This is a genomic window from Candidatus Binatia bacterium (assembly GCA_035631035.1).
In the GTDB taxonomy this organism is placed as follows: Bacteria; Eisenbacteria; RBG-16-71-46; order SZUA-252; family SZUA-252; genus DASQJL01.
Genome location: DASQJL010000118.1, coordinates 10791 through 37057, shown reverse-complemented (window position 1 = coordinate 37057; position 26267 = coordinate 10791). Strand labels below are relative to the sequence as shown.

26 protein-coding genes are annotated in these 26267 nt (G+C 69.5%); 8 read left to right on the top strand and 18 right to left on the bottom strand.

Features of this window, described 5'->3' with window-relative positions; genetic code table 11:
• A partial coding sequence (locus tag VE326_13785; protein ID HYJ34278.1) for a hypothetical protein occupies positions 1-1272 on the bottom strand: 1272 nt, incomplete at its 3' end.
• 6 nt (positions 1273-1278) lie between these two features.
• Between VE326_13785 and VE326_13780 the strand changes: the two genes are divergently transcribed.
• Positions 1279-2208 (top strand): glycosyltransferase, encoded by a 930-nt coding sequence (locus VE326_13780; protein HYJ34277.1) that lies wholly within the window; start codon positions 1279-1281, stop codon positions 2206-2208.
• On the opposite strand, the gene VE326_13775 is transcribed toward VE326_13780, so the two are convergent.
• The 8 genes from VE326_13775 to VE326_13740 all read right to left on the bottom strand — a co-directional run bounded on the left by VE326_13775 (position 2134) and on the right by VE326_13740 (position 7583).
• Positions 2134-3561, bottom strand: a complete 1428-nt coding sequence (locus VE326_13775) for a hypothetical protein (GenBank protein HYJ34276.1) — start codon at positions 3559-3561, stop codon at positions 2134-2136. The two genes, VE326_13780 and VE326_13775, sit on opposite strands and share 75 nt — an antisense overlap.
• A 107-nt stretch (positions 3562-3668) precedes the next feature.
• A complete protein-coding gene (locus tag VE326_13770) occupies positions 3669-3923 on the bottom strand; it encodes a hypothetical protein (GenBank protein HYJ34275.1) in 255 nt (84 codons plus the stop codon).
• Positions 3920-4294, bottom strand: a complete 375-nt coding sequence (locus VE326_13765; protein ID HYJ34274.1) for a hypothetical protein — start codon at positions 4292-4294, stop codon at positions 3920-3922. The genes VE326_13770 and VE326_13765 overlap by 4 nt, the downstream gene beginning before the upstream one ends.
• Positions 4291-5529 (bottom strand): divalent metal cation transporter, encoded by a 1239-nt coding sequence (locus VE326_13760; GenBank protein HYJ34273.1) that lies wholly within the window; start codon positions 5527-5529, stop codon positions 4291-4293. The genes VE326_13765 and VE326_13760 overlap by 4 nt, the downstream gene beginning before the upstream one ends.
• Before the next feature lie 9 nt (positions 5530-5538).
• Positions 5539-5997 (bottom strand): hypothetical protein, encoded by a 459-nt coding sequence (locus VE326_13755; GenBank protein ID HYJ34272.1) that lies wholly within the window; start codon positions 5995-5997, stop codon positions 5539-5541.
• Between the two features lie 173 nt (positions 5998-6170).
• A complete protein-coding gene (locus VE326_13750; protein HYJ34271.1) occupies positions 6171-6767 on the bottom strand; it encodes a hypothetical protein in 597 nt (198 codons plus the stop codon).
• A gap of 109 nt (positions 6768-6876) precedes the next feature.
• Positions 6877-7413, bottom strand: a complete 537-nt coding sequence (locus tag VE326_13745; GenBank protein ID HYJ34270.1) for an Hsp20/alpha crystallin family protein — start codon at positions 7411-7413, stop codon at positions 6877-6879.
• A complete protein-coding gene (locus tag VE326_13740; protein HYJ34269.1) occupies positions 7410-7583 on the bottom strand; it encodes a hypothetical protein in 174 nt (57 codons plus the stop codon). Before VE326_13740 ends, VE326_13745 begins: the two co-directional genes overlap by 4 nt.
• 574 nt (positions 7584-8157) lie before the next feature.
• Between VE326_13740 and VE326_13735 the strand changes: the two genes are divergently transcribed.
• A complete protein-coding gene (locus tag VE326_13735) occupies positions 8158-8685 on the top strand; it encodes a ferritin (GenBank protein ID HYJ34268.1) in 528 nt (175 codons plus the stop codon).
• Between the two features lie 46 nt (positions 8686-8731).
• Positions 8732-10675, top strand: coding sequence for a S16 family serine protease (locus tag VE326_13730; GenBank protein HYJ34267.1), 1944 nt, complete (start codon positions 8732-8734; stop codon positions 10673-10675).
• 111 nt (positions 10676-10786) lie between these two features.
• Here the strand turns inward: VE326_13730 and VE326_13725 are convergent, their stop codons facing one another.
• From VE326_13725 to VE326_13710, 4 genes are all read right to left on the bottom strand, one after another.
• The gene (locus tag VE326_13725) at positions 10787-11299 is read right to left on the bottom strand and encodes a hypothetical protein (GenBank protein ID HYJ34266.1); all 513 of its coding nucleotides are present in this window, start codon (positions 11297-11299) and stop codon (positions 10787-10789) included.
• Positions 11300-11404: 105 nt separating this feature from the next.
• Positions 11405-11944, bottom strand: coding sequence for an Hsp20/alpha crystallin family protein (locus VE326_13720; GenBank protein HYJ34265.1), 540 nt, complete (start codon positions 11942-11944; stop codon positions 11405-11407).
• Between the two features lie 16 nt (positions 11945-11960).
• Positions 11961-12161, bottom strand: coding sequence for a hypothetical protein (locus VE326_13715; GenBank protein ID HYJ34264.1), 201 nt, complete (start codon positions 12159-12161; stop codon positions 11961-11963).
• Positions 12162-12493: 332 nt separating this feature from the next.
• Positions 12494-15340, bottom strand: coding sequence for a pitrilysin family protein (locus VE326_13710; protein HYJ34263.1), 2847 nt, complete (start codon positions 15338-15340; stop codon positions 12494-12496).
• 365 nt (positions 15341-15705) lie between these two features.
• On the opposite strand from VE326_13710, the gene VE326_13705 reads away from it, so the two are divergent.
• Entirely contained in the window at positions 15706-16998 is a 1293-nt protein-coding gene (locus tag VE326_13705; GenBank protein ID HYJ34262.1) for a N,N-dimethylformamidase beta subunit family domain-containing protein, read from the top strand.
• Here VE326_13705 and VE326_13700 read toward each other — a convergent pair.
• The gene (locus VE326_13700; GenBank protein ID HYJ34261.1) at positions 16931-17992 is read right to left on the bottom strand and encodes a D-alanine--D-alanine ligase; all 1062 of its coding nucleotides are present in this window, start codon (positions 17990-17992) and stop codon (positions 16931-16933) included. The genes VE326_13705 and VE326_13700 overlap by 68 nt on opposite strands.
• A gap of 11 nt (positions 17993-18003) precedes the next feature.
• Positions 18004-19014, bottom strand: a complete 1011-nt coding sequence (locus VE326_13695) for a hypothetical protein (GenBank protein HYJ34260.1) — start codon at positions 19012-19014, stop codon at positions 18004-18006.
• Positions 19015-19374: 360 nt separating this feature from the next.
• Between VE326_13695 and VE326_13690 the strand changes: the two genes are divergently transcribed.
• Together VE326_13690 and VE326_13685 are read left to right on the top strand one after the other, a co-directional pair.
• Entirely contained in the window at positions 19375-19575 is a 201-nt protein-coding gene (locus VE326_13690) for a cold-shock protein (GenBank protein HYJ34259.1), read from the top strand.
• A gap of 91 nt (positions 19576-19666) precedes the next feature.
• Positions 19667-20482 carry a methyltransferase domain-containing protein gene (locus VE326_13685; protein HYJ34258.1) on the top strand — a complete coding sequence of 272 codons (816 nt, stop codon included), beginning with the start codon at positions 19667-19669 and terminating at the stop codon, positions 20480-20482.
• 27 nt (positions 20483-20509) lie between these two features.
• Here VE326_13685 and VE326_13680 read toward each other — a convergent pair whose 3' ends face one another.
• Together VE326_13680 and VE326_13675 are read right to left on the bottom strand one after the other, a co-directional pair.
• On the bottom strand, positions 20510-21349 hold the full coding sequence (locus VE326_13680; protein HYJ34257.1) for an alpha/beta fold hydrolase: 840 nt from the start codon (positions 21347-21349) through the stop codon (positions 20510-20512).
• A gap of 32 nt (positions 21350-21381) precedes the next feature.
• Positions 21382-22170 (bottom strand): SDR family NAD(P)-dependent oxidoreductase, encoded by a 789-nt coding sequence (locus VE326_13675; protein HYJ34256.1) that lies wholly within the window; start codon positions 22168-22170, stop codon positions 21382-21384.
• 146 nt (positions 22171-22316) lie between these two features.
• Here VE326_13675 and VE326_13670 point away from each other — a divergent pair, with 146 nt between their 5' ends.
• Both VE326_13670 and glpK read left to right on the top strand, forming a co-directional pair.
• The gene (locus VE326_13670; GenBank protein ID HYJ34255.1) at positions 22317-23825 is read left to right on the top strand and encodes a glycerol-3-phosphate dehydrogenase/oxidase; all 1509 of its coding nucleotides are present in this window, start codon (positions 22317-22319) and stop codon (positions 23823-23825) included.
• The gene (glpK, locus tag VE326_13665) at positions 23822-25342 is read left to right on the top strand and encodes a glycerol kinase GlpK (GenBank protein ID HYJ34254.1); all 1521 of its coding nucleotides are present in this window, start codon (positions 23822-23824) and stop codon (positions 25340-25342) included. Before VE326_13670 ends, glpK begins: the two co-directional genes overlap by 4 nt.
• On the opposite strand, the gene VE326_13660 is transcribed toward glpK, so the two are convergent.
• Positions 25263-26195: an alpha/beta hydrolase gene (locus VE326_13660; GenBank protein ID HYJ34253.1), complete on the bottom strand. Its 933-nt coding sequence runs from the start codon at positions 26193-26195 to the stop codon at positions 25263-25265. The genes glpK and VE326_13660 overlap by 80 nt on opposite strands.
• Positions 26196-26267: the final 72 nt, after the last annotated feature.

Sequence of the window (26267 nt, the reverse complement as noted above, 5' to 3'; positions counted from 1 at the left end):
AATCTGATCGCGGCCGACCCGCTCCCATCCGGTGTTGGCGAGGAACATGAACTGGTCACCGACGACTACCCCGTGTGTCGGCTCGCCCAGCCGACGAGTGCCGCTCTCGATCACTGACGCCCCGACCACCCGCGTTCCGGCGGCATCGAGGCGGAAGCGCATCACGCGTCGCGGGGTGATGCCGTTCTGCACCGCGATCAGATCGTTGCCGTAGGCGTAAAGGCCGTCGATTCCCTGGAGTGCGAGTCCGGGCGCGAAGGTGAGCCATGTTGACTTGCCCGAGGCGAGATCCACGAGCGCGATGCCTCTTCCGTAGTCGGGCACGTAGAGGCGGTGTCCGTCGCGCGCCAGCGCGGGGGTCTGCGGACCGCGGAAGGTGCCGTCGGGGAGAAGCGTTTCCAGCGTGGCGGCGCCGGGGCGCACCACCCGCACCGCGCCGGATGGGGAATCGCACGCGTACACGGTGCCGTCCGGGCCGACGGTGAGATCGCCGAGCAGGTGCGCCTTGCCGTCCCGCGGCCATTCGAACCGCCGGACGGGACGTTTCGCTTGGAGATCCCACGCGACGAGACCGGTGCGGCCCGAGTCGGCGGGGTCGTATCCCGATGCGGTGGGGACGGCGCCGACGCTGGTCCAGAGGAGACGGCGCGGAGCGTCCACGCGCGCAGCGAACACGCCCCACCCGGGCTTCGCTTTGGGGTCGGCCCATTCGCGCTCGGTGCCCGACGGAAGGACTTCGACGATCCGTCCATGATGGACGCTGGTCGCGAAGTAGCTTCGCGTCTTCGGATCGTAGGCGACGTCCTCGGTGAGCAGCCCGGCGTCCTGGAAGCGATGAAGCTCACGCGCGACCCCGACCGAGTCGCCGTTCGCGCGGATCCTTGCCGCGATCTTCGAAAAGGCCGGGTCGCTCCACAAGGAGACCAGATCGGAGTCGGCGGCCGGGTTGCTCACGAGCCCCGAAGCCGCGTAGAGGCCGAGCCGGCGCAGCGCCTCGGCCCGGTCGCCCAAGCGTGCCTCGGCGCAGGCCAGGTTGTAATTCACGCCCGGCGTTTCGCCGATTTCGGCGGCCACGCGCAAGAGACCGGCGCGGAAGCCCTGTAGGTCTCCCGCCTGGTAGGCGGCCTGCGCGGCGCGATACCGGTCGACCCACGTCGAGTCGGCTCGGGCGGCCGAGCCGGTTAACAGAAGAAGTGAGGCCGCGATCCACCCGCCGCGTGCCGCACGCCGGATCAGCGCCGTGTTTACTGTCCGCTTCGAACTGGATACCATCCGCACGTGACCCCCCGTGTCAGCATCGTCATCCCCACGTACAACCGATCGAGCATCGTGCGCCGCGCCATCGACAGCGTGCTGGCGCAGAGCTTCACCGACCTCGAGATCCTGGTCGTGGACGACGGCTCGACCGACGACACGCGCGCCGCGCTGGCCGGGTATCCGGAGCGGGTGCGCTACGTCCATCAGGAGAATGGGGGACCGGCGGCGGCGCGGAATCACGGCATGCGCGTCGCCCGGGGAGAGTATATCGGGTTCCTGGACAGCGACGACGCCTACCTGCCGGGGAACGTCGAGGCGCATCTCCGCGTCTTCGAGCGGCACCCCGAGGCGGGCCTGGTCTACTGCGGGATCGAGATTCTCGATCGCGACGGCAAGCGCCTCAAGGACGTGCTGCCGAGTCCCGAAGACCGCGGTCTCGTGCTCGAGCGGCTGATTCGCTACAACTTCATCACGTCGTCCACGGTGCTGATGCGCCGCGCCGCGATGGAGTTCGCGGGGCCGATGAGCACGCGGCTCTGGTTCGCGGAGGACTGGTACTACTGGCTGCGCGTCGCGTCGCGGTTCCCGATCGAGTTCGTGAACGAGGTGCTGGTCCGCTATCAACGGAGCGCGGTTTCGCTCTCGCACGGGACAGCGATCGCAACGATCGCGGAGCGGAACATGGAGATGTTCGCGCTGGCCTTCGAGGATCCGGATCTCAAGCCGCGCCTGAAGCCCTTCAAGGCCGAGGCCTACCGTCGCGCCAACGCCGGCTATGCCTCGATGGCGCTGGAGGAGCTCCAACTCGGGCTGGCCCGCCGATTCGCGCTCCGCGCCATCGCGGCGCGACCCACGGCGTTGTCTTCCTACCCGCTGCTACTGAAGAGCTGCCTCGGGGTCGGGTTCCTGCGGGGCATGCGCCGGCTGGTTCGGGGCGGGAGTGGCGGTTGAGAGGGAAGCGGGCGGCGCGACCGGAACCGCCGGCGGCGCGACCGGAACCGCCCCCGGCGCGACCGGAACCGTAGCCGGCGCCCCGTCCGGCGTCGTCGGCGCGATGCGGTACCCGCGCGTGTCCTTGGCGCGCCGCGCGCCTGTCAGCCCGCGCATCATGTTCCACGCGATCCCCGAGAGCTGGAGCGTGCCGGGAAGCGGATCGTCCGGCGCCCAGAAGGCGAACTCGCCGAGCCGGGGCACCGAGCGGAGCCACGCGCCCAGCCGCACGCCGCCGTCCTTGGCCGCCATGTAGTCGTTGTAGCCGTGGATCCACTCGATCCCCTCGGTGTACGACTGCGCGGGGAAGGAACGGGACGTGTCCGGCTTCACGGCGTCCTCGTAGGCCAGCGCGACCATGTTGATGCCGCATCGCGTGGGCAGCGCGTTCTGCCACCATGCCCGGGCGTTCACGTCCAGGAGCTGGAGCTTCCCGTTCCTTGGGTCCAGCTTGAACTCCGCGTCGAAGAGCCCCTCGTGTCCCACGTGGTCGAGGAACTCGAGTAGCCGCGTGCGATGGACGAAGCTGGGAATGGTCGTGAGGCGGGTGCCGGAGCCGAATCCCTCGGGGAACTCGCGCCGCCTCCGGTAGCAGACCCACACCGACTTCCCGCCGCGTCGGTACCCGGCGCAGCCGTGCATCTGCGCGGCGTCGCCCGGGACGATCTCCTGAACGATGGCCTTGAGTCCCGCGCCGAGGACCTCGGCGGCGCCGGCGAGCAGCTCGGCGCGATCCCGCGCCACGAACCCCTTCCGGCCGAACACCCCGTGGTAGAGCGGCGAGATCTCGGGCTTCAGATAGACGGGATATCCGAGCGACGCGCCCGCGGCGTCGAAGTCTTCGAGTGTCTCGGGAAAGCGCGTGGCGGGATGGTCCACGCCGAACGAGGCCGCGGCCTCGTAGAAGCGCCTCTTGTTCACGAGGGTCATCGCGCTCTCGAGCGGCGGCGTGGTCAGCCGGAAGCGCGGCTGGAGCCGCGCCTCGAGCCGGCAGAGACGCATCACGTGCAGGTCGGTCAGGGGGAAGAGGACGGCCCCGTCGCCGATCCGGTCGCCGATCCGCTCCAGCACGCCGCCATACCCGTTGTCGTCCATGGTGTCGAGCATCGGGACGACGGTCTGGGTGTGGAGGTAGCGCGAGCGGAGGAGCGGCTCGCGCGCGGCGCCCACGCGGTGCACGGCGACGCCGAGGCGGCCAAGGTTGCGCGCCACGCCGAGTCCGTTGACGGGATCGTCGCCGAGAATGATCGCGGGCGGCCGTTTCCCGAAGCGAGACGAGGCCAGGCCCGAATCCGAGGATTCTTCCTGACGCATGGAACGCATCTCCCTGGCGCGCGTGGGGGCCGCGTCCCTTCGGCGGTTGTGTTGTAGTCGGCGCAGCCGACGGTGGGGTCGGGCGGGATTATAGCAGAACGGGGCGCTTACTCGTTCTTCAGCGTGACGCGCCTTGTGCCGACGGTGGCCACCTCGGCCCAGGGAATGATCTCCTCGCGCACCGACCGAAGCCCCATCCGTTCCAGCCACGTGACCCGGCCGATCACGATCTCGGTGATGACGCGGGCCGCGTTCGGCTGACCGTGCTCCGCTTCGCCCGAGGAGCGCAGGTCGATCACGTGGCCGCGATGCGCGCCCGAGGCGCCGACCACCTCCATCCCTAGCACTTCGGAGAGCTTCATCGGGCCCCCGGGAGCTTCGAGATCCACCGCGCGGCGCTCCGGTCGGCGGGATCCAGCCCCAGCGCCTCGGACGTGGAGCGCAGCTTGATGCGGCTCTCGATGATCGCGATCTCGGGCCAGGGGATCCGCTTGGACCGCTTGCCGAAGAACTTCTTCGCGATCGCGGCCAGCCATCCGGGGAGGTGCTCGAACGCGGCTCCGGGGCCGGTGAAGATGGCCGTGGCGCGCAGCGTGCCGTCGTCGGTGATCTCGATCTCGACGTCGTCCACCTTGCCGCACTCCACGTAGTCGGCGTCCAGGAGCTGATGGTCCATCAGCATCCGCACGACGTCGAAGAAGGGGGGGCGCTGGCGCAGATCTGCGGGCTTCACAGCTTCCCTCCGCGCGTCACGACCAGGAGCGGGAGCGCGAAGAGCCCGGCCAGCGTGACGAGGGCGAGAAAGAACCATCCCGCGATCTTCGTGGGGCCGTTATTGACGTAGGCGCCCATGATCCGCCGGTCGCCCGCGGCCATGAGCAGCGGCAGGTAGGTGAGCGGCAGGATCAGCACCGAGAAGACGATCGAGTACTCGACCACCTGGATCGGGTTCACGCCGGCCAGGATGATGAGCACCGCCAGGGTGAGCATGACGATCCAGGCGAGCGCGAAGCGCGGCGCGCCGGCGGGCTTCCGCCACTTGCCCCATGGCCAGCCCAGGAACTGGGCCGTGTTATAGGCCCCCGTGAGCGCGTTCTCGACCGCCGCCCCGCCGAAGGCGAACAGCATTCCGAGGAGGGCGACGATGAGTCCCGCGCGCCCCATGGTGAAGGCGGGGCCGAGCGCCGCTGCTCCGGGCCACTGGGGGTCGATCCCGAGCGGTTTCAAGAGCTGCCCGCCCACGATGACCAGTCCCACCGCCAGCGCCGATCCCAGGACGAACCCCATCGTGACGACGATGCGGTTCATCGGCACCTCGTGCGGCTGCCAGCCGTCCTCGATGGCGCCCGAGGCGTAGAAGTAAGTCTCGTAGGGCAGCATGATCGAGGAGAGGAGCGACACGGCGAAGTAGGCGTAGACCAGGTAGTCCTTCGGGGATTCGAGGGTCGGCACCTGCGGCACGAACCCGGCTCCGACCGCGTGCCAGTCGGGATGCAGCCGGATCGCGGCGATCACGAACACGGTCATCAGAAGGCCGAGGAGCCCGAAGAAGCGCTCGATCCACTTGAAGGCGAAGAACCAGACGATGGCGAGCAGGGCGAGGAAGGTGAGGATCGCGAGCAGCCGGTAGGGCCAGCCGGACATCATCCGCAGCACGATCGAGATGCCGCCGATCTCCGCGGCGCAGGTGAGGAGGCTGACGAGATTGGCCGCGAGCAGGGTGCCCAGCCCCATGCGGAAGCCGGCCCGCTCGCGCACCCAGTCGAAGATCGGCTGCTTGGTGACCGCGGCCACGCGCCCCGCCATCTCTCCGAAGAGGATGATGCCGAGCGTGCCCAGGGCCACGACCCAGAGCAGGCTGTAGCCGAACTTGGCGCCGGCGCCCACCGAGAAGACCAGCTCGCCGACCTCCACGAACCCGCCCATGGCCGTCAGGATGCCGAGGAAGATCTGGAGGAAAGCGCTCATGGGGATGAGCTAGCGCTCCAGCTCCTGCTTCAGGCTGTCGACCCGCGACGTGATGGAAACGAGGGTGGCCTGGCCGGCGACGACCGACTCGGCGGGCGCTCCCGGAACGGCCAGCGCCCGAAGGGCACGCGAGGCGGAGCCGGCCAGAGCCGTCGCTTCCGCAAACCGGCCTCGAAGCTCGGGAAGGGGTCGGGCATGGCCCAGGTTGGCGACCACGTGATCCAGATCGTCCCGGAGCAGCTCCAGCTCGACATCGTAGAAGTTGCGGGTGAGGCGCGACTCGTCGTCCCCACGCGCCAGGGTCAGCCCTTCCGCGGCCGAGGTGCCGATCGAGTTGAGGTTGACACGCAGGGTGTCCTGGTTGGCCGGAAGGAAGGTGGCGAGGGCGATCGCGAAGGCCAGGGCGGCGACGACGACCGCGGCCACCACCGTCTGAAGTGCGCGGCTATGGTGCTCCGCTCGACGCATCGAATCATAATAGCTCAGGACCTCCGCTCCGGCATCCTTTGTACCTTCCGGTGCGAGACGGTGCGGGGCAGGCGCTCCAAGCGCCTGCCCCGCGGGGTAACTTCAGACCTGCCGGTTACTTCGGCGTCTCCGTGGAGGGCCGCTTCGCCCCTTCGGGGGGCGCGGGCCTCCGCTCAGGAGACGACGAAGGGGAAGGTCTGGGTGATCCGAAAGGGGTCGTTGGCACGGGCCTCGACCAGCTGCCGCTCGATCAGATCGGGCGGGGTGTGAAAGAGGCCGCCGCCCATGCCGCCGTAGAGCTGGCTCAGGCCGCCGCCGATCCCGCCCCCGAAACCGCCGATGCCGCCGAAGCCGCCCGATCCGCCGAAACCGCCCCCACCGCCGAAGCCCACGGGGCTCGACTGGCCGAGGACGCTCCAGGGCGATCCGACCTGGCCCCACGGCGAGCCCTGGCCGACGTAGGGGTTGCCGAACTGCTGGAAGGGGCTGTGCTGGAATCCGAACGGGATTTGGGGCGTGATGCCGGGGAATCCACCCTGCATGCCCTGCTGAAGCCCGAATCCCGGCGCACCGATGCCGTAGGGCTGCTGCATCCCGTATCCCTGCTGCATCCCGTAGCCCTGCGTCGCGTACGGGTTGAAGGGGGATTGCAGCCCTCCGGTATGCCCAAGTCCGTGCACCGAGAGACGCACCTGGTTCAGGGCGTCGATGGTCTGGTTGATCCGGTCGTTGAGAACCTGCAGCTTGCGAACGTCGACTTTCGCTTCCATGGGTCTCTCCTCGTGGACAGCGGGCCGCTCTTCCGGCTCGCTGGTCGATTTCGTCTTCCGTGACGACTCGGAAGAGCTCTTGGAACGTCGCGGCGGCATGAGGCCTCCGCTAGGCGATGGGTATGGTTCGCGCTTCGGCTGACTCCCGCTTCGGGATCCGGATCTCGAGGACGCCGTCGCGCAGATTCGCCTGGAGCTGATCCACGCGGGCGGCGTGCGGAAGCGGGATGACCCTGCGGAAACGACCGTAGGGGTGTTCCACGTACTTGAGGTTCCGCCCGTCGCCGTCCTTGGTCTCGCGGAGCGGGCGCTCTCCATGGATCTGGAGAAGGCCGCGGTCCACCGTGACATGCACCCGTTCGCGGGTCATGCCCGGCAGATCGACGGCGATCACCAGCTCTTCCTTGGCCTCCCATAACGTGATCGGCGGCTTCCATTCGGTTTCAACGCGCCCGCCCATGGAAAACGCGGCGAGCGTCTCGACCAGGCGGTCCACCTGCTCCTGGATGTGCTCTTCGGGAACCTTCTCAGGGGGGATCGTGGCGTACGGCTGCTCTCCGACCGGCGGTGCCTGCTGCCCGGTCACCGACCGGTAGAGCCGTTCGACCTGTTCGATGGTGGTGTCGATGCTCTCGGTCTCGCTCATGCTTCCTCCTCCGCATACGCGATCTCGGATTCGTCCTCAAAGGAAGCCTGGACCAGGACCAGGCTCTGCAGGCGCAGCGTGCTGGCCTCGATGATCATCTCCAGCTCGGCCTCACGGGGATCGGCAGGGAGGTCGTCGAGATCGGAATTCGGGATTCGCGTCGGCGACATGATGCGCTCACTTCCTCCCGGGCTCGATGCCCGGGGCGTCCGGCGCACGGTGGTGTGCGCCTGCGTCGGCTTCACGGACAGGTGACAGAATTCATTCCGATCCGCGAAGCGTCCCACAACGTCGTTTGTCATTCGGAACTGCGGATGAAAAAACGTGCAAGTCGTATGCCCTCAACACGCGACGCCGTGTGCGGCGTCGTCCCCCGAGACGACGTCCGCTCCGACGCTCGGAGAAACACCGGTCGATGAATCCGGTTTCGGCGGGAAAACGAAGCGTGAGCAAGGAATTGTCGCGCATTCTCGAAAGAGCGCGCACGCGCGTTGCGCGATGGCGGTGATCGCGGTCGACACGACATGGCTCGTTCCCGCGCGCGGCGACGCGCACACTTTTGCACACCGAAAGGTGAAACCGTGTACGTTGCGGATCGCCATGTCGCGATGCGCGGGCTTCCGCCCGCTTGACAACATCGCGCCACTGCGGCACAAGTATCCGGTCCCTTGGCCTTCCCATCGTGCCGGTACGGACGAACCTCGTAGAAATGCGGAGCGCCGCCGGCAGCTCCCGGGAGACACGATGCTCATCAGCCAGAAGATGGTCGCCGCGCTGAATACTCAGATCGGAAACGAATTCGGGGCCTTTCTCCAGTACGTGCAGATCGCGTCGCACTTCGGAAGGGAAAATCTTCCCGAACTATCGAAACACTTCTACCGGCAGGCCGAAGAAGAGAAGGTCCATGCCCTCAAGATCGTGAGCTACGTGGTCGACGCCGGCGGCTCGGTGGCCATTCCGGCGATCGCCGCGCCGCGTCCCTCGTTCGCGAACGCCCAGGAGGCCGTGCAGCTCTCCCTGGACTGGGAGGTCACGGTGACCAAGCAGATCAACGGCCTCGTGGATCTCGCGATCGCCGAGAACGACCACACGTCGCGGAACTTCCTCCAGTGGTTCGTCGCCGAGCAGCTCGAGGAGGTCTCGAGCATGGACATGCTCCTCAGCATGGTGCGGCGCGCCGGAGAGCAGGGGCTTCTCTTCATCGAGGATTTCCTGGCGCGGCACAAGGGCATGCCCGTGGGCACGCCGGCGCCCGGGGGCTCCGGCACGTAGCGAAGCCCTCGCTGGCGCGCGGCGCCGCTTGGAGTAGAATCAGGCCGTGGAACTGGCCACGTTCGTCACGCAAGACCGCCTTCGCTACGCGAAGGTCCTGGTCGAGATGCGCGAGCTGCAGCGCGCCGAGCTCGAGGTCGCCGAGATCCTCGAGGAGACCCCCGAGCATCTCGAGGCGCTGAGCCTCTTCACGAAGATCAAGCACATGCGCGGCCAGCTCTCGCTGGCCGTCGCCTGCTCCGCCCAGCTCCAGTCCCGGAGGTCCATCTCGGGCGAGCAGGGGCGCATGCACCTCGAATCGATGCTCCACATGGCCCAGGACCCCGTGCACGGCGCGGGGGAGTTCCTCGCCCTCGGCCAATTCCAGCTCGTGAAGAAGCCCACCGCCTACCTGGCCCTCGAAGAGGCGTTCCGCCAGTTCGTGAACCGCCACCCCACCGAGGCGGAGGCGACCTGCCGGCGCGTCGCGGCGCGCCACAAGGACACCGACACCTCGGTCTACAAGCTGGCGGTGCTCGCGGAATCGTGGATCCACGAGCTCACCGGACAGCTGCAGCAGGCCTGCGAGATCCTCGAGCGGCTCGGGCTGGAGCGCGGCTTCGAGACCGATATCGACCGCCTGATGGCGCTGGTCGCGCTGTACGAGAAGATCGGCACGCGCCCGAGCCTGGAGGCGGCCGTGAACATCTGCCGCTATCTCCTGAACGGGGCCGACGGCACCGTCGTCCTCGGCCGCCTCGCCATGCTCCATCATCGTCTCGGCGAGTCGGAAGCCGCCGCCGAGTACGAGCAGCGCCACCTGACCGCCTATCGCCGGATGATGCACCGCGCCGGGTTCGACGACCTGCTCGCCGTGGCCTCGCGCCGCTTCCTCCCGATCGAGCGGCTCCGCCAGGTCCACGTGCCGTCCATGGACGCTCCGCCGGACGCCTCGCGGCGCGAGACCGCGATCGCGCACGCCATCCGCGGCGACGCGGTCGAGGCGCGGCGCGGGTTTTCGGTCGCGCCGGAGGTGCTCGATCTCAAGTACCTCGCCGACCTCGAGGCGCTGGAGAACGGAAACGGACGCGCCGACCGGGCGGTCGAGGGCTACGTCAAGGTGCTGCGCGCCGACCCCGCGGATCTGAACGTGATCGCGTGGCTCCTCGAGCGGCAGGCGGCCACGCCCTCGAAGGCGATCGCGGCCGTGTTCCAGGAGCCGGCCGTGCTCGCCGAATCGCTCCAGGCGCTGGAGCGGGCGGTGCACGACAGCCCCGTGGACTACCGGCTCTGGAGACAGCTCTCCGTCCTCTTCGGGCTCATGAACCGCGGCGCCGACCAGCAGAAGCAGTTCGCGGATCGCGCGGCGGCGCTCGAGCGCACCGCGCGCGAGCGGAGCCAGGCGATCGGACGGGTGCTCTCGGCGGCGACGTATCGCTTCGCGGGCACGGTGCACGGCCTGATCCACGAGATCTGGGCCACGCGGGAGATGGCGTCTCCGGGACGGGGCGGCTCGCTGCAGCGGGACGATATCCTGGGCAACCTCACGCCCGAGATGCGCGACAGCGTGCGGAACACGTTCATCGCGGTCCGGGAATACGCCCAGTCGATGTTCCCGCACCTGACGCGCGACATCATGGATTACCACTACGGCTACAAGGTGACGAAGGAGGACGAGCCCTCGGGCGGCACCTCCGCGGGGCTTCCCACCGCGCTCGCCTTCCTGTCGCAATTCCTGCAGCGCCCGATCCGGCAGGACGTGGCGCTCACCGGCGTCCTGGTCACCGACGCGCACGACGTGCTCACCGTGCGCACGGTGGGGGACGTCGAGCAGAAGGTGAACGCGGCCTACCACCGCAACCTCGCGATGATCGTCGTGCCCACCGGAAACCGGCCGATTCTCGAGCGCAGCAGCCTCGTTCCGCTCACGATCCAGGCCGAGATCGTCCGCTACGCCTCCGACCTCGACGAGGCGGTGCGCATCGTGCTCGGCGAGGTCGAGCTTCTCTAGGCGCACGCCGGCCGTCGCGCTGCTCCCGTCACAAAAAGAGGGGGCGGACGCTGAGCGCCCGCCCCCTTGGCCGCACCGGCCCGGCCCAAGCCTTGGTTCTTCAAGCCCCTCCTAGTAGATGACGAACGGGAAGGTCTCCCGGATCCGGATCGGATCGAGAGCCCTCATTTCCATCAGCTTCAGCTCGATGGGATCGATCGGCGTGTGGAACAGCCCGCCGCCGAAGCCCGTCCACGGCGTCGGAGCCCAGTTCGGCGTGATGCCCGGGGTCGGAACCGGCGGGATCATCGGGTTGACGAACGGGGTGGTGTAGGGCGTCGGAAGGTTGAAGAGCGGGTTCACGAGCGGGTTGAACGGCGTGTGCGACAGCCCGATCGGGCCCGGAACCGGCGGAATCATGCTGTACGGCGAAACCGGCGGGAACGAGGGGATGCCCGGGAAGTTCGGAATCGTCGGCACTCCCAATCCCTGGGTGTAGGCGCTGAACGGATGGAACATCGGCGTGGGAACCCCCGTGTGCCCGAGGCCATGGACCGAGAGACGGACTTGGCTCAGGGCGTCGATCGTCTGATTGATCCGGTCATTGAGAATCTGGAGCTTCCGGACATCGACCTTTGCTTCCATGGATTCCTCCTTGCGTGCGCCGCCAGGGGCCCGTGGTGCCGGGTCGGCGGCCTTCCGTGGCGGTGGTGTTCGTTTTCTGGGATGACGGGTCATGACCTGCTCCGTTCAGCCGACGGTCACGGTCTTGATCTCGACGATCTCGGCTTCCCTCGGGATGCGAAGCTCCAGCACCCCGGACCTCATCTCGGCCTTCAGCTGCTCGACCTTGGCGCCGTGAGGCAGGGGCATCGTCCGGCGGAACTTGCCGTACGGGTGCTCCGCGTAGCGGAGCTTGATCGAATCGTCCTCGGCAGGGCGCAACAGCCGGGTCCCGGTGAGCTCGAGCATGCCGCGGCTGACTGCCACGCGCACCGCGTCCCGCTCCACTCCCGGGAGATCGACCACGATCCGAACTTCGTTGCGACCCTCCCAGAGCGCGATCGGAGGCTTCCATTCCGGTTCGGCCTCGGATTTGCCCGAGAACTGCGCGAGCGTCTGGATCAGGCGGTCCACCTGCTCCTGAACGTGCTCCTCGGGCACCTTTTCGGGCGGAATGATCGCGTAGGGTTTCTCTTCCAGCGTGGGCGCTTCGCGGCCGGTGACCGACTCGTAGAGCCGCTCCACCTGCTCGATGGCGCCGTCGATGGTCTGGGTCTCGTTCGTCATGAGTACCTCCTTCGCTTCATTCTTCGTCGGGGTCCCGCTCCTCGGCGCTTCGCGCCAGAGCAAGGCCCAGGAGCCGCGTCGCGGCGGACTCGATGGCCCGGTGCAGCTCGGCGTCGCTCCGGGAACCAGCGGCCGCGGGTTCGAGGAGGGCCAGGCGTTCCCTTGGGCCGGGATCGGTTCGGGCCGGCGCTTCCGGCCGCGTGCGCGGCGTGCTCATGCGATCTCCTTCGTTCGAAGGGCTGCGCGTCTTCGATTGGCGGAATGCAGTGCGCTCGGTTGGCTGCAAGAGGTGTGCCCTCTAATTGCGGCGCGCGAAGCGCGCCGCGGGGTGGTCGAGCGCTGTTTCCGTGGAGTGCGTCCGCATGCGCAGATCTGTGGGGGTGGGTCGATATGGCGCGGGATGGCGGGGCAGAGGGTAAGGGCGGTCGCTGGCCTAGTCCCGCCGTTCTGTCATGTCAGCACCTGACGGAGCTGACACGCGAAGGGCCGCCCCGGAGGGCGGCCCTTGCTTGGAAGAACTGGAGTTCCGCTCCGCTGCGGCGGAGCGGATCAGGGAGCGCTCGCCGCAATATCCTTCCCGTCGGCGTCCCTGTAGGCGATGGAACCGAGCGAGAGCTTCGAGATCTGCGGCTCGATGACCTTCTTGTCACCCACGGCCACGATCAGCATGCGATCGGGCGTGAGGTACTTCTTCGCGACCGCGCCCACGTCGTCCTTCGTCATCGCCTCGATGCGGGAGGGGAGCGTCTGGTAGTAATCCAGCGCCAGGTCGTACATGTAGATCTGCGCCAGCGTGCCCGCCGTGCTGAAGGTCGTTTCGAAGTTGGCCGGAAGCGAGCGCACCATCGAGTCCTTCGCCATCTTGAGCTCGTCGTCGGTGACGCCCGCGTCCCTCATCCGCGCGACTTCCTTGAGGATCTCGTCGATCGAAGGGCCCGTGGCGTCGGCGCGAACGGCGGCGCCCGCCATGACGGGACCCACGCCCCGGTTCTGACCGATGAAGGAGAAGGCGCCGTACGAATAGCCCTTGTCCTCGCGGAGGTTCAGGTTGATCCGGCTCGAGAACATCCCGCCGAGCACCGTGTTCATGACGTCCAGCTTCTCGTAGTCGGGATTGGAACGGGCCACGCCGACCTGGCCGGCGAGCACCGCGGTCTGCGGCGACTCCGGCTTGTCCACGATGATGACCCGCGAGGTGGCCGTGGCGCCCTCGGGCGGCAGCGGCGACTCGCCGCCTTGGCCCTTCCAGGCGCCGAAGACGTCGGCCGCGAGCTTCTTGGCCTCGGCTTCGGTGACGTCGCCGACCATGACGAGCGCCGCGTTCTTCGGGCCGTAGGCGCCCTTGTAGAACGAGACCAGATCGTCACGCGAGATCTTCTTGAGCGACTCCTCCGTCCCCAGGGCCGTGTGGCCGTAGGGGTGCATGGGGCCGTAGAGCGAGGCGTTCATGACCCGGATCGCCGTCTGGAACGGCTGGTCGCGCTGCTGGAGAAGCGAGGTGAGGCGGTCGTTCCGGACCCGGTCCACTTCCTTGGAAGGGAACCCGGGCCGGAGAACCACGTCGCCCAGCACGTCCATCGCCGCGCGGGCGTTCTGCTTGAGCGAGCGGACGCTGGCATTGGACGCGTCGGACGAGGAGCCGGTGTTCAGGGTGGCCCCGAGCGCATACATCCGATTGGCAATCCCGAGCGCGTCCATCGACTCGGTTCCTTCGTCGAGCATGGAGGCGGTGAAGCCGGCGAGGCCCGGAGCGTCCTTCGGATCCGCCGCGGATCCGGAGCGGAGCACGAGGTTCGCGGCCACGACCGGCAGGTTGTGCGACTCGACCAGGTAGACCTGGAGTCCGTTCGGCAGCGTGAAGCGCCTCGGCGTCGGGAGCGCGGCCTTGGAGACCGGACCGGCCGTCGGCACCGTGTTGCGCCACGGCTCGCCGGACTCGATCTTGGCTTCCTCGCCCGTCGGCTTGGGCGGCGCCGTCGGATTCGGCGGAAGCTTCTTGTCTCCCGGGACGCCGTAGATCACCACGCGCGCGTCGTTCTTCAGGTAATCCTGCGCGAACTTCTTCGCCGTGGCGGGGGTGACCGCCGCGTAGCGGGCCAGGTCCTGGTTCAGATAGCCCGGATTCTTCGTGAACTGGTTGTACTGATTCATCCGGTTCGCGATGCCGTCGAAGCCGCCCAGGTTCTCGAGGCTGGTGACGATTCCGGAATAGGTGGAATTCTGGGCGGCGTCGATCTCGGCCTGCGTCGGCCCCTCGGCCTTGAACGCGTCGAGTACTTCCTGCGCCGCCTTCTCCGCCTCCTCGGGGGTGTGCCCCGGCTTCACCGTGATCTGCAACGTGAAGACCGACCCGAGCTGGTAGGAGTTCTGGGAGACGCTCACGTCCTGCGCGATCTGCTTCTCGTACACGAGCGTCTTGTACAGCCGGCTCGCCTTGCCGCCGCCCAGGATGTCCGCGGCGATCTGCGCGTCGGCGTCGCCCGGCTTGAAGATGGGGGGCGTGAACCAGGAGAAGTAGACCCGCGGCAGCTCGACCTTGTCGGTGATCACGGCCCGCTGCTCGGACGTGAGCGGCGGCGTGGTCGCGGTGATGGGAGGCACGGCCGGGCCGCGGGGGATCGTGCCGTAGTACTTCTCGATGAGCTTCTTGGTCTTGACGCGGTCGATGTCGCCGACGATGACGAGGGATGCGTTGTTCGGCGTGTAGTACTGCTTGAAGAACGCTTTCACATCCTCGATCTTGGCGGCCTGGATGTCCTCGTGCGAGCCGATCACCCACGCGTAGTAGGGATGGCCCTGGGGGAACATCATGTGCCACATCGCCTCCTCGACGATCTGGTACGGGGCGTTCTCGACGCTCTGCCGCCGCTCGTTGCGCACGACGTCCTGCTGGTTGGCGAGCGAGGCGGCCGTGAGGCGGTCCTGAAGGAAGCCCATGCGGTCGCTCTCCAGCCAGAGCGCCGTCTCGAGCTGGTTGGAGGGGACGTCCTCCATGTAGTTCGTGCGGTCGAAATCGGTGGTCCCGTTGATGAACGAGGCGCCCGCGCCCTCCATGTACTTCCAGAACTGGTCCTCACCCACGTGGCCCGAGGACTGGAACATCATGTGCTCGAAGAGGTGGGCAAAGCCGGTTCGGCCGGCCGCTTCGTTCGCGGGTCCGACGTGGTACCAGGTGTTGACGGCGACGATCGGAAGTCGATGATCCTCGCGAAGGATCACTTCGAGACCGTTCGGAAGGGTGTACTTCTCGTAATCCAGCTTGATCTGCGGCGGCTTGACGCTCGCGGACGCCGCGGGCGCCGTCGCCGCGAGAGCGGCGAGCGCGAGAAGCGAGGCGAGCGCGGGCGCGCGGCGCGGCAGCCGCGCTGCCGGACGGCGGTGCGACAGGACGTTCATTCCGGTTCTCCTTCGGGGGGCGGTGGGGTATGGCCTTGGGGATGATGTGGACGCGACGTCGTTGGCTTTCGCGATGTTCCCGAATCCTTTCCGTGGTGTCAAGGGCAGGGGCCACCGGGCTTCTGCTGTTGCTCCCGGCATGCGCCCGGGCTCCCGAGCCCGGGCCCGGAGGACCCGCCCCCGCCCTGCGCGGGCGGGTGGCCGCCGAGAACTCGAGGCCGGGGAGCCGCGATTGGGAGCTTTCCAACCCCGCCACCGGCCGGGAGATCGAAGGCTATGCCTCCGCGGCGAGTGTCCGGGCCGGCGATTCCATCGCCCTCCACGTCAGCGCGCGTTCCGGCCGTTTTGATACCCGGATCTACCGTTTGGGTTGGTACGGGGGGGCAGGGGCGCGCCTGGTCTCGGCGATCCAGGGAACCCCCGGGGAGCCGCTCGAAGTTCCCGAGCCCCGGCCCGAGGACGGGCTCGTGGCCTGCCGGTGGCCGGTGTCGCTCCGGATCCGGACCGGAACCGACTGGCCCAGCGGCGTCTACCTCGCCCGGCTCACCGATTCGGGGACCGCGAAGCAGGCCTTTGTCCCGTTCGTGGTGCGCGAGCCCGCGGGGACCCGCGCCCCTTACCTCCTTCTCCTCAATACCACGACCTGGCAGGCCTACAACGACTGGGGCGGGACCAGCCTCTACGACTTCAACAGCCGGCGGCAGGCCCGCGCCCTTCGGGTGTCCTACGACCGCCCCTACGGGTCGGGTCCGGGCGCGTGGCGGGGGCTGGGCGCGGGGGAGCTGCTCACAACGCCGCACACGGTGCGGAAAGCGGGGTGGGAGTACCCGATGATCCGCTGGCTCGAGCGGAACGGGATCGAGACCGCCTATGCGGCCGATCTCGACCTGCACGCCGATTCCACCCTGGCCGCGGGCCGGCGCGGACTCATGATCGCGGGGCACCCCGAGTACTGGTCGCGGCTCATGCGCGACGCGCTCGAGCGGGCGCGCGACGCCGGGACGGGCCTCGCGCTGTTCGGAGCGAACGCGGGTTACTGGCAGATCCGGATCGAGCCCTCCTCGGAGGGCGCCGAAGGTCGCGTCCTCTTCTGCTCCAAGGACTACACGCGCGATTCGCTCTTCGACACCGCCGCCGACCGGGACCTCACCGTCCGCTTCCGGAACCTCCATCCGCGCCGGCCGGAGGTGGCGCTCCTCGGCGTCATGACCGCGCGCGGGGAGGAGAGCGTCGAGGCCGATTTCGTTCCGATACCCGCGATGCGGAACTCGTGGATCTACCGGGGAACGGGGGTCGCCAAGGGAACCACGCGCGCGCTGACGGGGCTGGTCGGCTACGAGACCGACCGCTCGTTCGTGGGCGATTCGCTCTATGGCACGTGGTCGCCCCCCCGGCTCGAAGTGCTGTCGCGCTCGCCCATCCGCTTCAAGGACGGCACCACCGAGAACTCGGAAGCGACGGTCTACCGGGCGCCCTCGGGGGCGGTGGTCTTCTCGACGGGATCGGTCCAGTGGGCGTGGGGATTGGACGACTGGGGCTCGCCGGCGCTTCGTCCGAAGCGCCGGCAGCAGGACGCGGAGCGGGTCACGCTCAATGTGATCGGCGCGCTCGGCGCCGGCGGTGCCGCGCCAGCGCCATCAGCGCGATCTCCTCGATGAGCCCGGCCTGGTCGCGCCCCGACTGCCGGGCCGCGAGGACGAACTCGGCGGTGGAGTGGAGCCAGGGGTTGGGATTCACCTCCAGCGTGTACCACGTGCCGTCCGGCTTCAGCCGGAGGTCGACGCGCGCATAGTCGCGCACCTCGAGCGCGCGGCACGCCTTGCACGCCGTGTCCTGGATCTCGGCCACCAGCTCCTCGGGAATGTCGTCGGGGAGGCGGAGCTTCGTCTTCTTGTAGGCCGCCGTCCCGCGCTCCCACTTGACCTCGGTCCCCGCGATGCGCGGGGTCCCCTCCGGAAGATCGGAGAGGTTCAGCTCGACCAGCGGCAGCGCCTGGGGCTGATCGTTTCCCAGGACGCCGACGTACAGCTCGCGCCCCTCGATGTATTCCTCGATGAGCACCGGCGAGTCGAGATCGGCGTGGAGCTGGTCGATCCGCTCCATCAGCTCCTTGATCGAGCCGACGACGGCGTTGAACTCGATGCCGATCGAGCCGTCCTCGCGCTTGGGCTTCACGATCACGGGGAAGTGGATGTCGTGCGACCAGTCGAGGCGCCCCTGGTAGACGGCCGCGAAGTTCGGCGTCCGGATGCCGTGGAAGGAGAAGAGCCGCTTGGCCACCGCCTTGTCCTGAGCGAGGTGGAGTCCCGCCGGGCCGGAGCCGGTGTAGGGCTTGCCCAGCAGGTCGAGATACGCGGCGATGGCGATGTCCTGCGTGTCGTCGCCGGCGTAGGACTCGCTCAGGTTGAAGATGACGTCGACGTCGAGGTTCGCGAGCGCCTTGAGCGAACGCGGCCGCCCGTCGAGACAGTGATACTTGGGCAGATGGCCGCGCTTCTTCAGCGCCTCGAACACCTCTTCCCGGTCCAGCTTCTCGCGCCGCTTCTTCCGCTTTCCGGGCGCCGGCGGCTCGGCCGGCTCTTCGGGCTCCGGCTCCTTCTCTTCGTGCCACTCGTCGTAGAGGACCGCCACGCGCAACGGGGCTTCGGCCATGCGCTCCTCTCCTAGAGGTTGTGGAACTTGCCTCGCGAGAAGTAGCTGAACGCGAGGGTGGTGCCGTATGCCGTGAGTCGCATGAGATATTCCGCTTCCCGGCCGCGGATGCCCTGGTACTCGGCCGCGCGGAGCGCCTCGATGGTTCCGTCCACCATGGTCCGGATGACCGGACGGCGCACGCCGGTCCAGTACGCGATGGCGTCCACCAGGGCCAGCCGGTGCTCGGCCACGATCTGCCAGGCCGGGCGCGTGTTCTTGCGCTTGGGGTCCTTCTTCATGAAGATATCGGCCAGATCGTCGTCGGGCTTCAGCTCGAGCGCGGCGCGATTGCGCGCGGACATCTCCTGAAAGACCTCGCGCACCGTCTGCTCCATCTCATCCACGGTGATGTCGGTCCGGCCCTTCGGAACGACCGGGTCCTGGTCGCCCAGCTCGGCCGTCACGCGCTCCATGTACTCGAGCTTGGCGAGCGCCGGCCACCCCTCGTAGCGCTTCCTCCACCCCGGCGACTGCGTCAGCCACACCGCGAACGTTTCGGCGAAATCCTCGTCGGGATGCTTCTGCGCGTACCAGCCCGGCAGATAGCGCACGAACGACCGGCTGAACGGCACCGGCCTGTAATCGTCCCGATAGCGGCGGCGGAATGGGCCGAACGTAGCACGCCACTCCGGTGTCGGGTAGAGGCGATACGCGTAGTTGAACGCGTGTCCCGCCTCGTGGATCAGGTACATCATGATCTCGCGCGGGCTCTCGAGATCGTTCATGCGCCGCTCGAATCGCATCAGCGTGCGGTCGGCGAGATAGAAGGGAACGCCGATGACCGGCTCCCCGGAAGGGCAGCCCCACTCGTCGGTGAGGTAGAACTCGGGCGTGAAGCGCTTGAGTCCGCGGGCGCGCAGCTCGCGCACGAGCCGCTTCGTGAGGCGCTCCACCGGAGAGCCTGCGAGGGAGAGCTTGAGATCCCGGACGGGCGTGTCCAGGAGCCGGGCCGCGGGGTCGCGGTCGATGGATGGTTCCATGATCGGTCGCCCTCGGAGGCGCGGCGGGGCCGGCGCCTCCCGTTTGCGGGCGCGCGAGTGTAGCAGCTTCGAGGGCCGGGGCGTAACCCGTTCCGCCCCGAGCCCCTGCGCGACCCCCACTTTCCCCTTTACAGCCGGTTCGGAACGGGCGATACTCTTTCTGTTGCCTGACGGTTGTACGAAACACCGAACGTGTCTTCAACGCCGCAGGAGAGTTCGCCTGCGGCTTTTCTTGTATCCGGCGCACGCCGGCCCGAAACCGGGCCCGGCGCCGGAAGCCCGACCAAAGTGGCCGGGCGTGCCGCCCTCGAGGCGGTCGTAGGAAGGGGCGTACGCCCCGTCAGTGGAGGAGTTTTGTCCGTGGCGACTGGAACCGTGAAGTGGTTCAACGAAGCGAAGGGCTTTGGGTTCATCCAGCAGGAGGGTGGCGAGGACGTCTTCGTTCACTACTCGGCGATCGTGGGCGAGGGCTTCAAGACGCTGGCCGAGGGCGAGCGGCTGGAGTTCGACATCGTCCGTGGACCGAAGGGTCTGCAGGCGGCGAACGTCCGCAAGGCATAGCGCCGAGCGAACCACTCTGCGTGTCAATGCTCCGGGGCGGGCCGAAAGGCTCGCCCCGGATGTCGTTTTCCCCCCAGTCGGGAGGGACCCCTTGAGCTCCGTCGAAAACATTCCGGCCCCCGCCGCCGAACCGGCCGGTCCCGCCGCATCGCTCGCCTATCGCACCCCGGAGATCTACGACGTCGCCACCGGCTGGCGGCTCGATCTGGAGATCGAATTCCTGGAGCGGATCTTCACCCGGCATGCCGTCGTGGTGCAGAGCGTCCTCGAGCCCTGCTGCGGCACCGCGCGCCTCCTGCGCGCCCTCGCGGAGCAGGGCTACGAAGTCGCGGGCTACGACCTGAGCCCCGCGATGACCGCGTTCGCCCGCGAGCGGCTGCGCTCCGTCGGCGGCGAGGTGTGGCTGGGGGAGATGAGCGCCTTCCAGCCGCCGCGGGTCTTCGACGCGGCGATCAACCTGGTCAACTCGATCGGCTACCTGCTCGAGGACGAGGCCGTCGCCGGCCACCTGGAGCGGATGGGCGGCGCCGTGCGCCCCGGCGGCATCTACGTCGCGCAGTTCTCCTACGGGGGCGAGCCGCCCGAGCGGGCGCGCTTCGGCCCCTGGGGGAACCGTGGCGGCGACCTCTCGACGACGCTTCTCTGGGAGGTGCTTCGCGAGGACGAGGGGGCGCGGCGCTCCTACCAGCACTGCCGGATCACCGCGCGCCGCGGCAAGGAGCGCCACGTGATCGACGAGGAGCACGTGCTCCGCTACTGGACCCACGAGGACGTGACCCGCTTCCTGGCCGAAAGCCCGTTCACGCTGGACGCGATCTACTGGGACAACTTCGAGGAATTTCCGCTCGAGGACTACCGGGTCGGGGAGCACGGGAATCTGTACCACGTGCTGCGGCGGAAGGACTGACGTGGGAACGGAGCGTCCCCGGCGCGGTCAGGGGTGCGCGGCGACGGTCTCGATGATGGCGGCCAGCGAGTCGGGTTGATCGAGGGCCACCATGTGCGCCGACTCCGCCACGCGATGCCCCACGGCGGGCCCGGCCGTCTCGTAGCCCAGCCGCTTCCGCGCGCTGGTCCACGATTCCGCGTCAGGCCAGAGCCCCACGGTCGCGACGAGGTGAACCGGGGTCTTCATCGTTCGGATCGCCGGACGCAGGTCCTCGCGCCACGAGTCGTGGAAATATCCGGTCAGCAGGGAGGGCTGCACGCGCATCGCCCGCGCGAGCAGACTGTCGCCGGTCTCCGGATTCTTCGTCATCGCCTGGTAGACCGCGCTCAGGAAGACCGTGTACCGCTCGGTCAGCACCCGGTCGGCCTCGGCGATCCGCTCCGAGTCGGCCGGCGTGTAGGTGGCGGCGTCCACCGCGACCACGGCGCGGGCCCGCTTCGGCTGATCCGCCGCGGTCTTCAGGGCGACGAGCGCTCCGTAGGAATGTCCGACCAGGATCGCGTGCTCGACCTTGCGGTCGGCGAGCGTCTTGGCGAGCGATGTGGCCGCCCCCTCCACCGTCGGCGTTCCCTCGGGAGGCGGGCTCTGGCCGTGTCCCGGAAGCTCCACGACCAGCACGCGGTGATGCGCCGCCAGGAGGGGCGCGACGGCGCTCCAGTCGTTCCGGTCGCCGCCGATGCTGTGCACGAGGACGATCGCGGGAGCGCCCGAGCCCGACTCCTGCACCGCGAGCGGCGCGGGCTTTCCGGCGAGCGCCGAAACGGCCAGGACGAGCAGGAGCGCCGCGGCGGCCGCGCCGAAGCGGGTTCGCGATGGGACGGGCATCGGAAAAGTATACACCGGCGCGGGATCCCGGTTCAGCGCGCGGGCTCCTCGCGCCGATGCACGGCGTAGGCCGAGGCCTGATCGGTCGGCATGAGGAGGATTTCCTGCACGTTGACGTGCGCGGGGCGGGTGACCGCCCAGGCGACCGCGTCGGCCACGTCTTCGGCCGTCAGCGGCCGCACGCCGCGATAGACGGCCCGGGCGCGCGCCTCGTCGCCATGGAAGCGCACCAGGCTGAACTCGGTCTCGGCCAGGCCCGGCTCCACGTTCATCACGCGCACGCCGGTGCCGAGCACGTCGTAGCGCAGCGCTTCGGTGATGGCGCGGACGGCGAACTTGGTGGCGGCGTAGACCGAGCCGCCCCCGTAGGCCTGGTGCCCCGCGACCGAGCCGATATTCACCACGTCGCCGCGCGTCTTCGCGATCATCGCGGGGAGAACGGCGCGCGTGACCCAGAGCAGCCCCTTCACGTTGGTGTCGATCATCCGCTCCCAGTCGTCCGGATCGGCCGTCTGGACCGGGTCCAGCCCCGCCGCGAGCCCCGCGTTGTTCACCACGATGTCCAGGCTCCCCACGAGCTCCTTGTCGGCGAGCGCGCGCTCGACCGCCGCGCGGTCGCGCACGTCGAACGCCAGCGCCGTCGCGTCCGCACCCTGGGCGCGCAGCTCGTCGGCGGCCGCGCGCAGGCGGTCTTCCCGGCGGCCGGTGAGGACGACGCGCGCGCCCTCCGCCGCGAAGCGGCGCGCGATGGCGAGGCCGAAGCCGCTGGTCGCCCCGGTCACGAGCGCGCGGCGTCCTTCAAGGGGAGCGAGCGGAGTCATGGTTCCTCCAGAGGTGCCGCGCCGGCGCGGCGGACGTGCGATGATCGAAGCGGGCAGAGCCTAGCACGGATCGCATCTGGCGGCCTTCCGCGCCCTCCACTACACTGCGGCCGGCCGCGCAGGGACGCGTGGGGGGAGGAAATCGAGTGGTCGACATCCTCGTGATCGGCGGAGGGATCCACGGCGTCGCCGTCGCGCGCGACGCGGCGCGCCGCGGACTCGAGACGCTGCTCCTCGAAAAGGGCGATCTCGCCTCGGCGACCAGCAGCCGCACCTCGAAGCTGATCCACGGCGGCCTTCGTTATCTCGAGAACGGCCAGATCCGCCTGGTCCGCGAGGCGCTTCGCGAGCGCGCCATCCTGCTCCACACCGCTCCCGAGTTCGTGCGGCCGCTCCCGTTCCTCCTTCCGCACTATGCCGGCCGCGGCCGCGCGCGCTGGTGGGTGGGCGCCGGCCTCGCGCTCTACCGCCTCCTCGCGGGCGGCGCCGCGGAGCGGAGCGGGGTCGCGGCGGAGGAAGCGCTCCGGCTCGCTCCCGGACTCGATCCGGCCGATCTCCGCGGGGGATCGCTCTTCGCCGACGCGCAGATGGACGACGCCGCGCTCTGCGTCGCGCTGGCCGTGGACGCCGAGCGGGCGGGCGCGACGATCCGGACCCACACCGAGGCGATCGCGCTCGCCACGACCGCCGACGGGCGATCCTGGCGCGCGCACTTCCACGATCGGATCACGGGGACCGACGCCGAGGTCGAGGCGCGCGCGGTGGTGAACGCCGGCGGACCGTGGGTGGACGAGGTGCGCGCCATGGCCGAAGGGCATCCCCCGCCCTGCGTGCGCCGCACCCGCGGCGCGCACGTGGTGTTCGCGGCGACCCCTCCCCGGACGGCGCTCCTCCTCACGGCGCGCCGGGACGGCCGCGTCTTCTTCGTCATCCCCTGGGGAACGCACACGCTGGCCGGCACCACCGACGTGGACGATGCGTCCGATCCCGGCGCGGTGGAGCCGCACGCCGAGGACGTGCGCTATCTCCTCGAGGAGTCGGCCGCGGCGCTTCCCGGCGCGCTCGCCGGCGCGCGGCCGGTCCGAGCCTTCGCCGGGGTGCGGCCGCTCGCGCGCGGACGCGCGGAGCGTCCCTGGGAGAACAGCCGCGAGAGCCGCGTGCTCGTCGAGCGCGGGCTCTGGACGATGGTGGGAGGGAAGTACACGACCCATCGCGCGCTCGCCGAGCGCGTCGTGAACGGCATCGTCCGCGCGCTGGGCGCGCGCGTGGCGCCGTGCGTCACCGCATCGCTTCCGCTCAAGAGCGGCCGCGCGGAATCGATCGAGAGGCTCCGCCGCGACTTTCCCCGCGCGGCCGAGGTCGCGGGCGGGTTTCGGATCTCCGAGGCGGAGGTGGCCCACGCGGCGCGCGTGGAGAAGGCGCGCCGCCTGGACGACATCCTGCTCCGCCGGACGCGCCTCTGGCTGGATGCCCGGGCGCTCCGCGAGGCCGCGGTGCCGTGCGCGGTGTGGGCCGCGCCGGTGCTGGGCTGGTCCGAGCGGACCCGTTCGGCCGAGGTGGAGCGGCTGCTCGCGATCCTGGACCGGGAGGAGCGCGCCATCGACGCGGCGGCCGGGTCGGGCCAGGCGGAGCGGGGAACGCGGGGGATCGCGTGAGCCGTCGCGCGCGCGTGAGCCGCGGCGCGCGGCTCCTCGCCATCGACCAGGGCACCACCGGCACGACGGCGCTCCTGCTGGACGACCGCGCCCGCGTGACGGCGCGCGGCTACGCCGAGCTGCCCCAGCACTTCCCGCGGCCGGGATGGGTGGAGCATCGCGGCGAGGAGATCTGGGAGACGACGCTCCGCGCGCTGCGGGCGGCGCTGCGCGGCGCGCGGGCGGAGCGCATCGCCGCGATCGGCATCACGAACCAGCGCGAGACGGCGCTGCTCTGGGAGCGGGGGTCGCTGCGCCCCGCGGCCCCCGCCATCGTGTGGCAGGACCGCCGCACCGCCGGGCGCTGCGAGGCGCTCCGCCGCGCGGGCCGCGAGCCTCTGGTGCGGAAACGGACCGGACTGCGCCTGGATCCCTATTTCTCCGCGACCAAGGTGGAATGGCTCCTGGCGCACGACGCCGGACTGCGCGTGCGCGCGCGCCGGGGCGCGGTCGCGTTCGGCACCGTGGATTCGTGGCTGGTCGCCAAGCTCACCGGCGGCGCCGTGCATGCCACCGACCCCACGAACGCCAGCCGGACGCTTCTCTACGACATCCGGCGCCGCCGCTGGGATCCGGAGCTGGCCGACCTCTTCGGCGTTCCCGAAGCGATGCTTCCCGAGGTGCGCCCCTCGGCCGGCGATTTCGGCGCGACCCGCGGCGTCCCCGGCCTTCCGGACGGGATTCCCATTCGTGGGATCGCGGGAGACCAGCAGGCCGCGCTCTTCGGCCAGGGGTGCGTGCGGCGGGGCGGCATCAAGAACACGTACGGCACCGGCTGCTTCCTCATGCTGCACACCGGTGCTGTGCCGACGACTTCGCGCTCGGGGCTGCTCACGACGGCGGCGTGCGGGCCGCGCGGCGAGCCGGCCTACGCCCTCGAGGGCTCGGTGTTCATCGCCGGGGCGGCGGTGCAGTGGCTGCGCGACAGCCTCGGGATCATCGCGACGGCGGCCGACGTGGAGCCCCTCGCCCGGTCGGTCCCCGACGCGGGCGGCACGGTCCTGGTGCCCGCGTTCGCGGGGCTCGGCGCGCCCTGGTGGCGGCCCGAGGCCCGCGGCGTCTGGTCAGGCCTCACGCGCGGGACGACGCGGGGGCACCTGGCCCGGGCCGCGCTGGAATCGATCGCGTTCCAGACCTGCGACGTGGTGGCGGCGATGGAGAAGGACGCGCGCTCCCGCGTGCGCGCGCTTCGCGTGGACGGCGGCGCCGCCGCGAACGATCTCCTGATGCAGACCCAGGCCGATCTCCTGGGGATCCCGATCACGCGCCCCGCGATGCTCGAGAGCACCGCGCTGGGGGCGGCGCTGCTCGCGGGGATCGGCGCGGGAATCTGGAGCGACCGGGGCGACGTCCCGGTTTCGCGCGGTGGGGCGAAGGTGTTCCGCCCCGAGATGTCCGCTACAGAGCGCCGTCAGAAGCTGGAGGTGTGGACCCGGTCGATTCGGTCGTTGTTGGGAGGCTCCGCGAAACGCCGCTAGAATCCGTGCCCGGCATCACGCCCTCGACCCACCCCACGACGTCCTGCATCACCTCGCGGCGCTCCAGCTCGTTCAGCACCTCGTGCAGCAGGCCGGGGTAGAGACGGCAGGTGACCCGTCCCTGGGGGCAGCGCGCGGCCCAGCGCTGCGCGCCCACCACGCTCGAGATCGGGTCGGCGCCGCCGTGGATGACCAGCGTGTCCACCGGAAGCTCGGCGGCGCGGCGCATCAGCTCCAGGCGCATGCGCTGGAATTCGAAGAAGAGGCGCGCGCTGATCTTGTAGTGGACCAGGGGATCGACCGAGTGCGCCCGCACGATTTCGGGATCGCGCGAGAGCATCGAGGGGAGGATGGTGTTCCCTTGCGAGAACCCGGGCCAGATGCGCGCGGCGAGCTGGGCGGCCTTGACCTTCAGCATCGATGGCTTGAGCACGACCTCGAACGGCGCGCCGCAGAGCACCAGCGCCCGCACGTCGCGCGGGTGGCCCAGGGTCCAGTCCAGCGCGACGAAGGCGCCCATGCTCTGGCCCAGGATCGCGCGCGTCTCCGCCCCGGGAAGGGAAGCGGAGTGCCCCATCCACGTTTCGACCGCGCCGCGATAGTCGTCCCAGTGGCGGACGTGACCGCGCGGCCCGCCCGACTTGCCGTGCCCGGGGAGATCCATCGCCTCCACCGAGAAGCCGCGGCGCGCCAGCGCCTCGGCCACGTGGGTGTACCGTGCCGCGTGGTCCCCCAGGCCGTGGATGATGCTGAAGCGGCCGCGGGGCCGCTCCACTTCCCAGACCAGGCAGCGCAGCCGGCCGTGCTCCTCCGGCTCGCCGAGATAGAATTCCGTGGGGTCTGGAGCGGTCACGCGGCGTGAGCCTTGCGTGAAGGATCCGGCGCGCCGGACGTTCGAGCGATCACCCGCTCATCATAAGCGAAC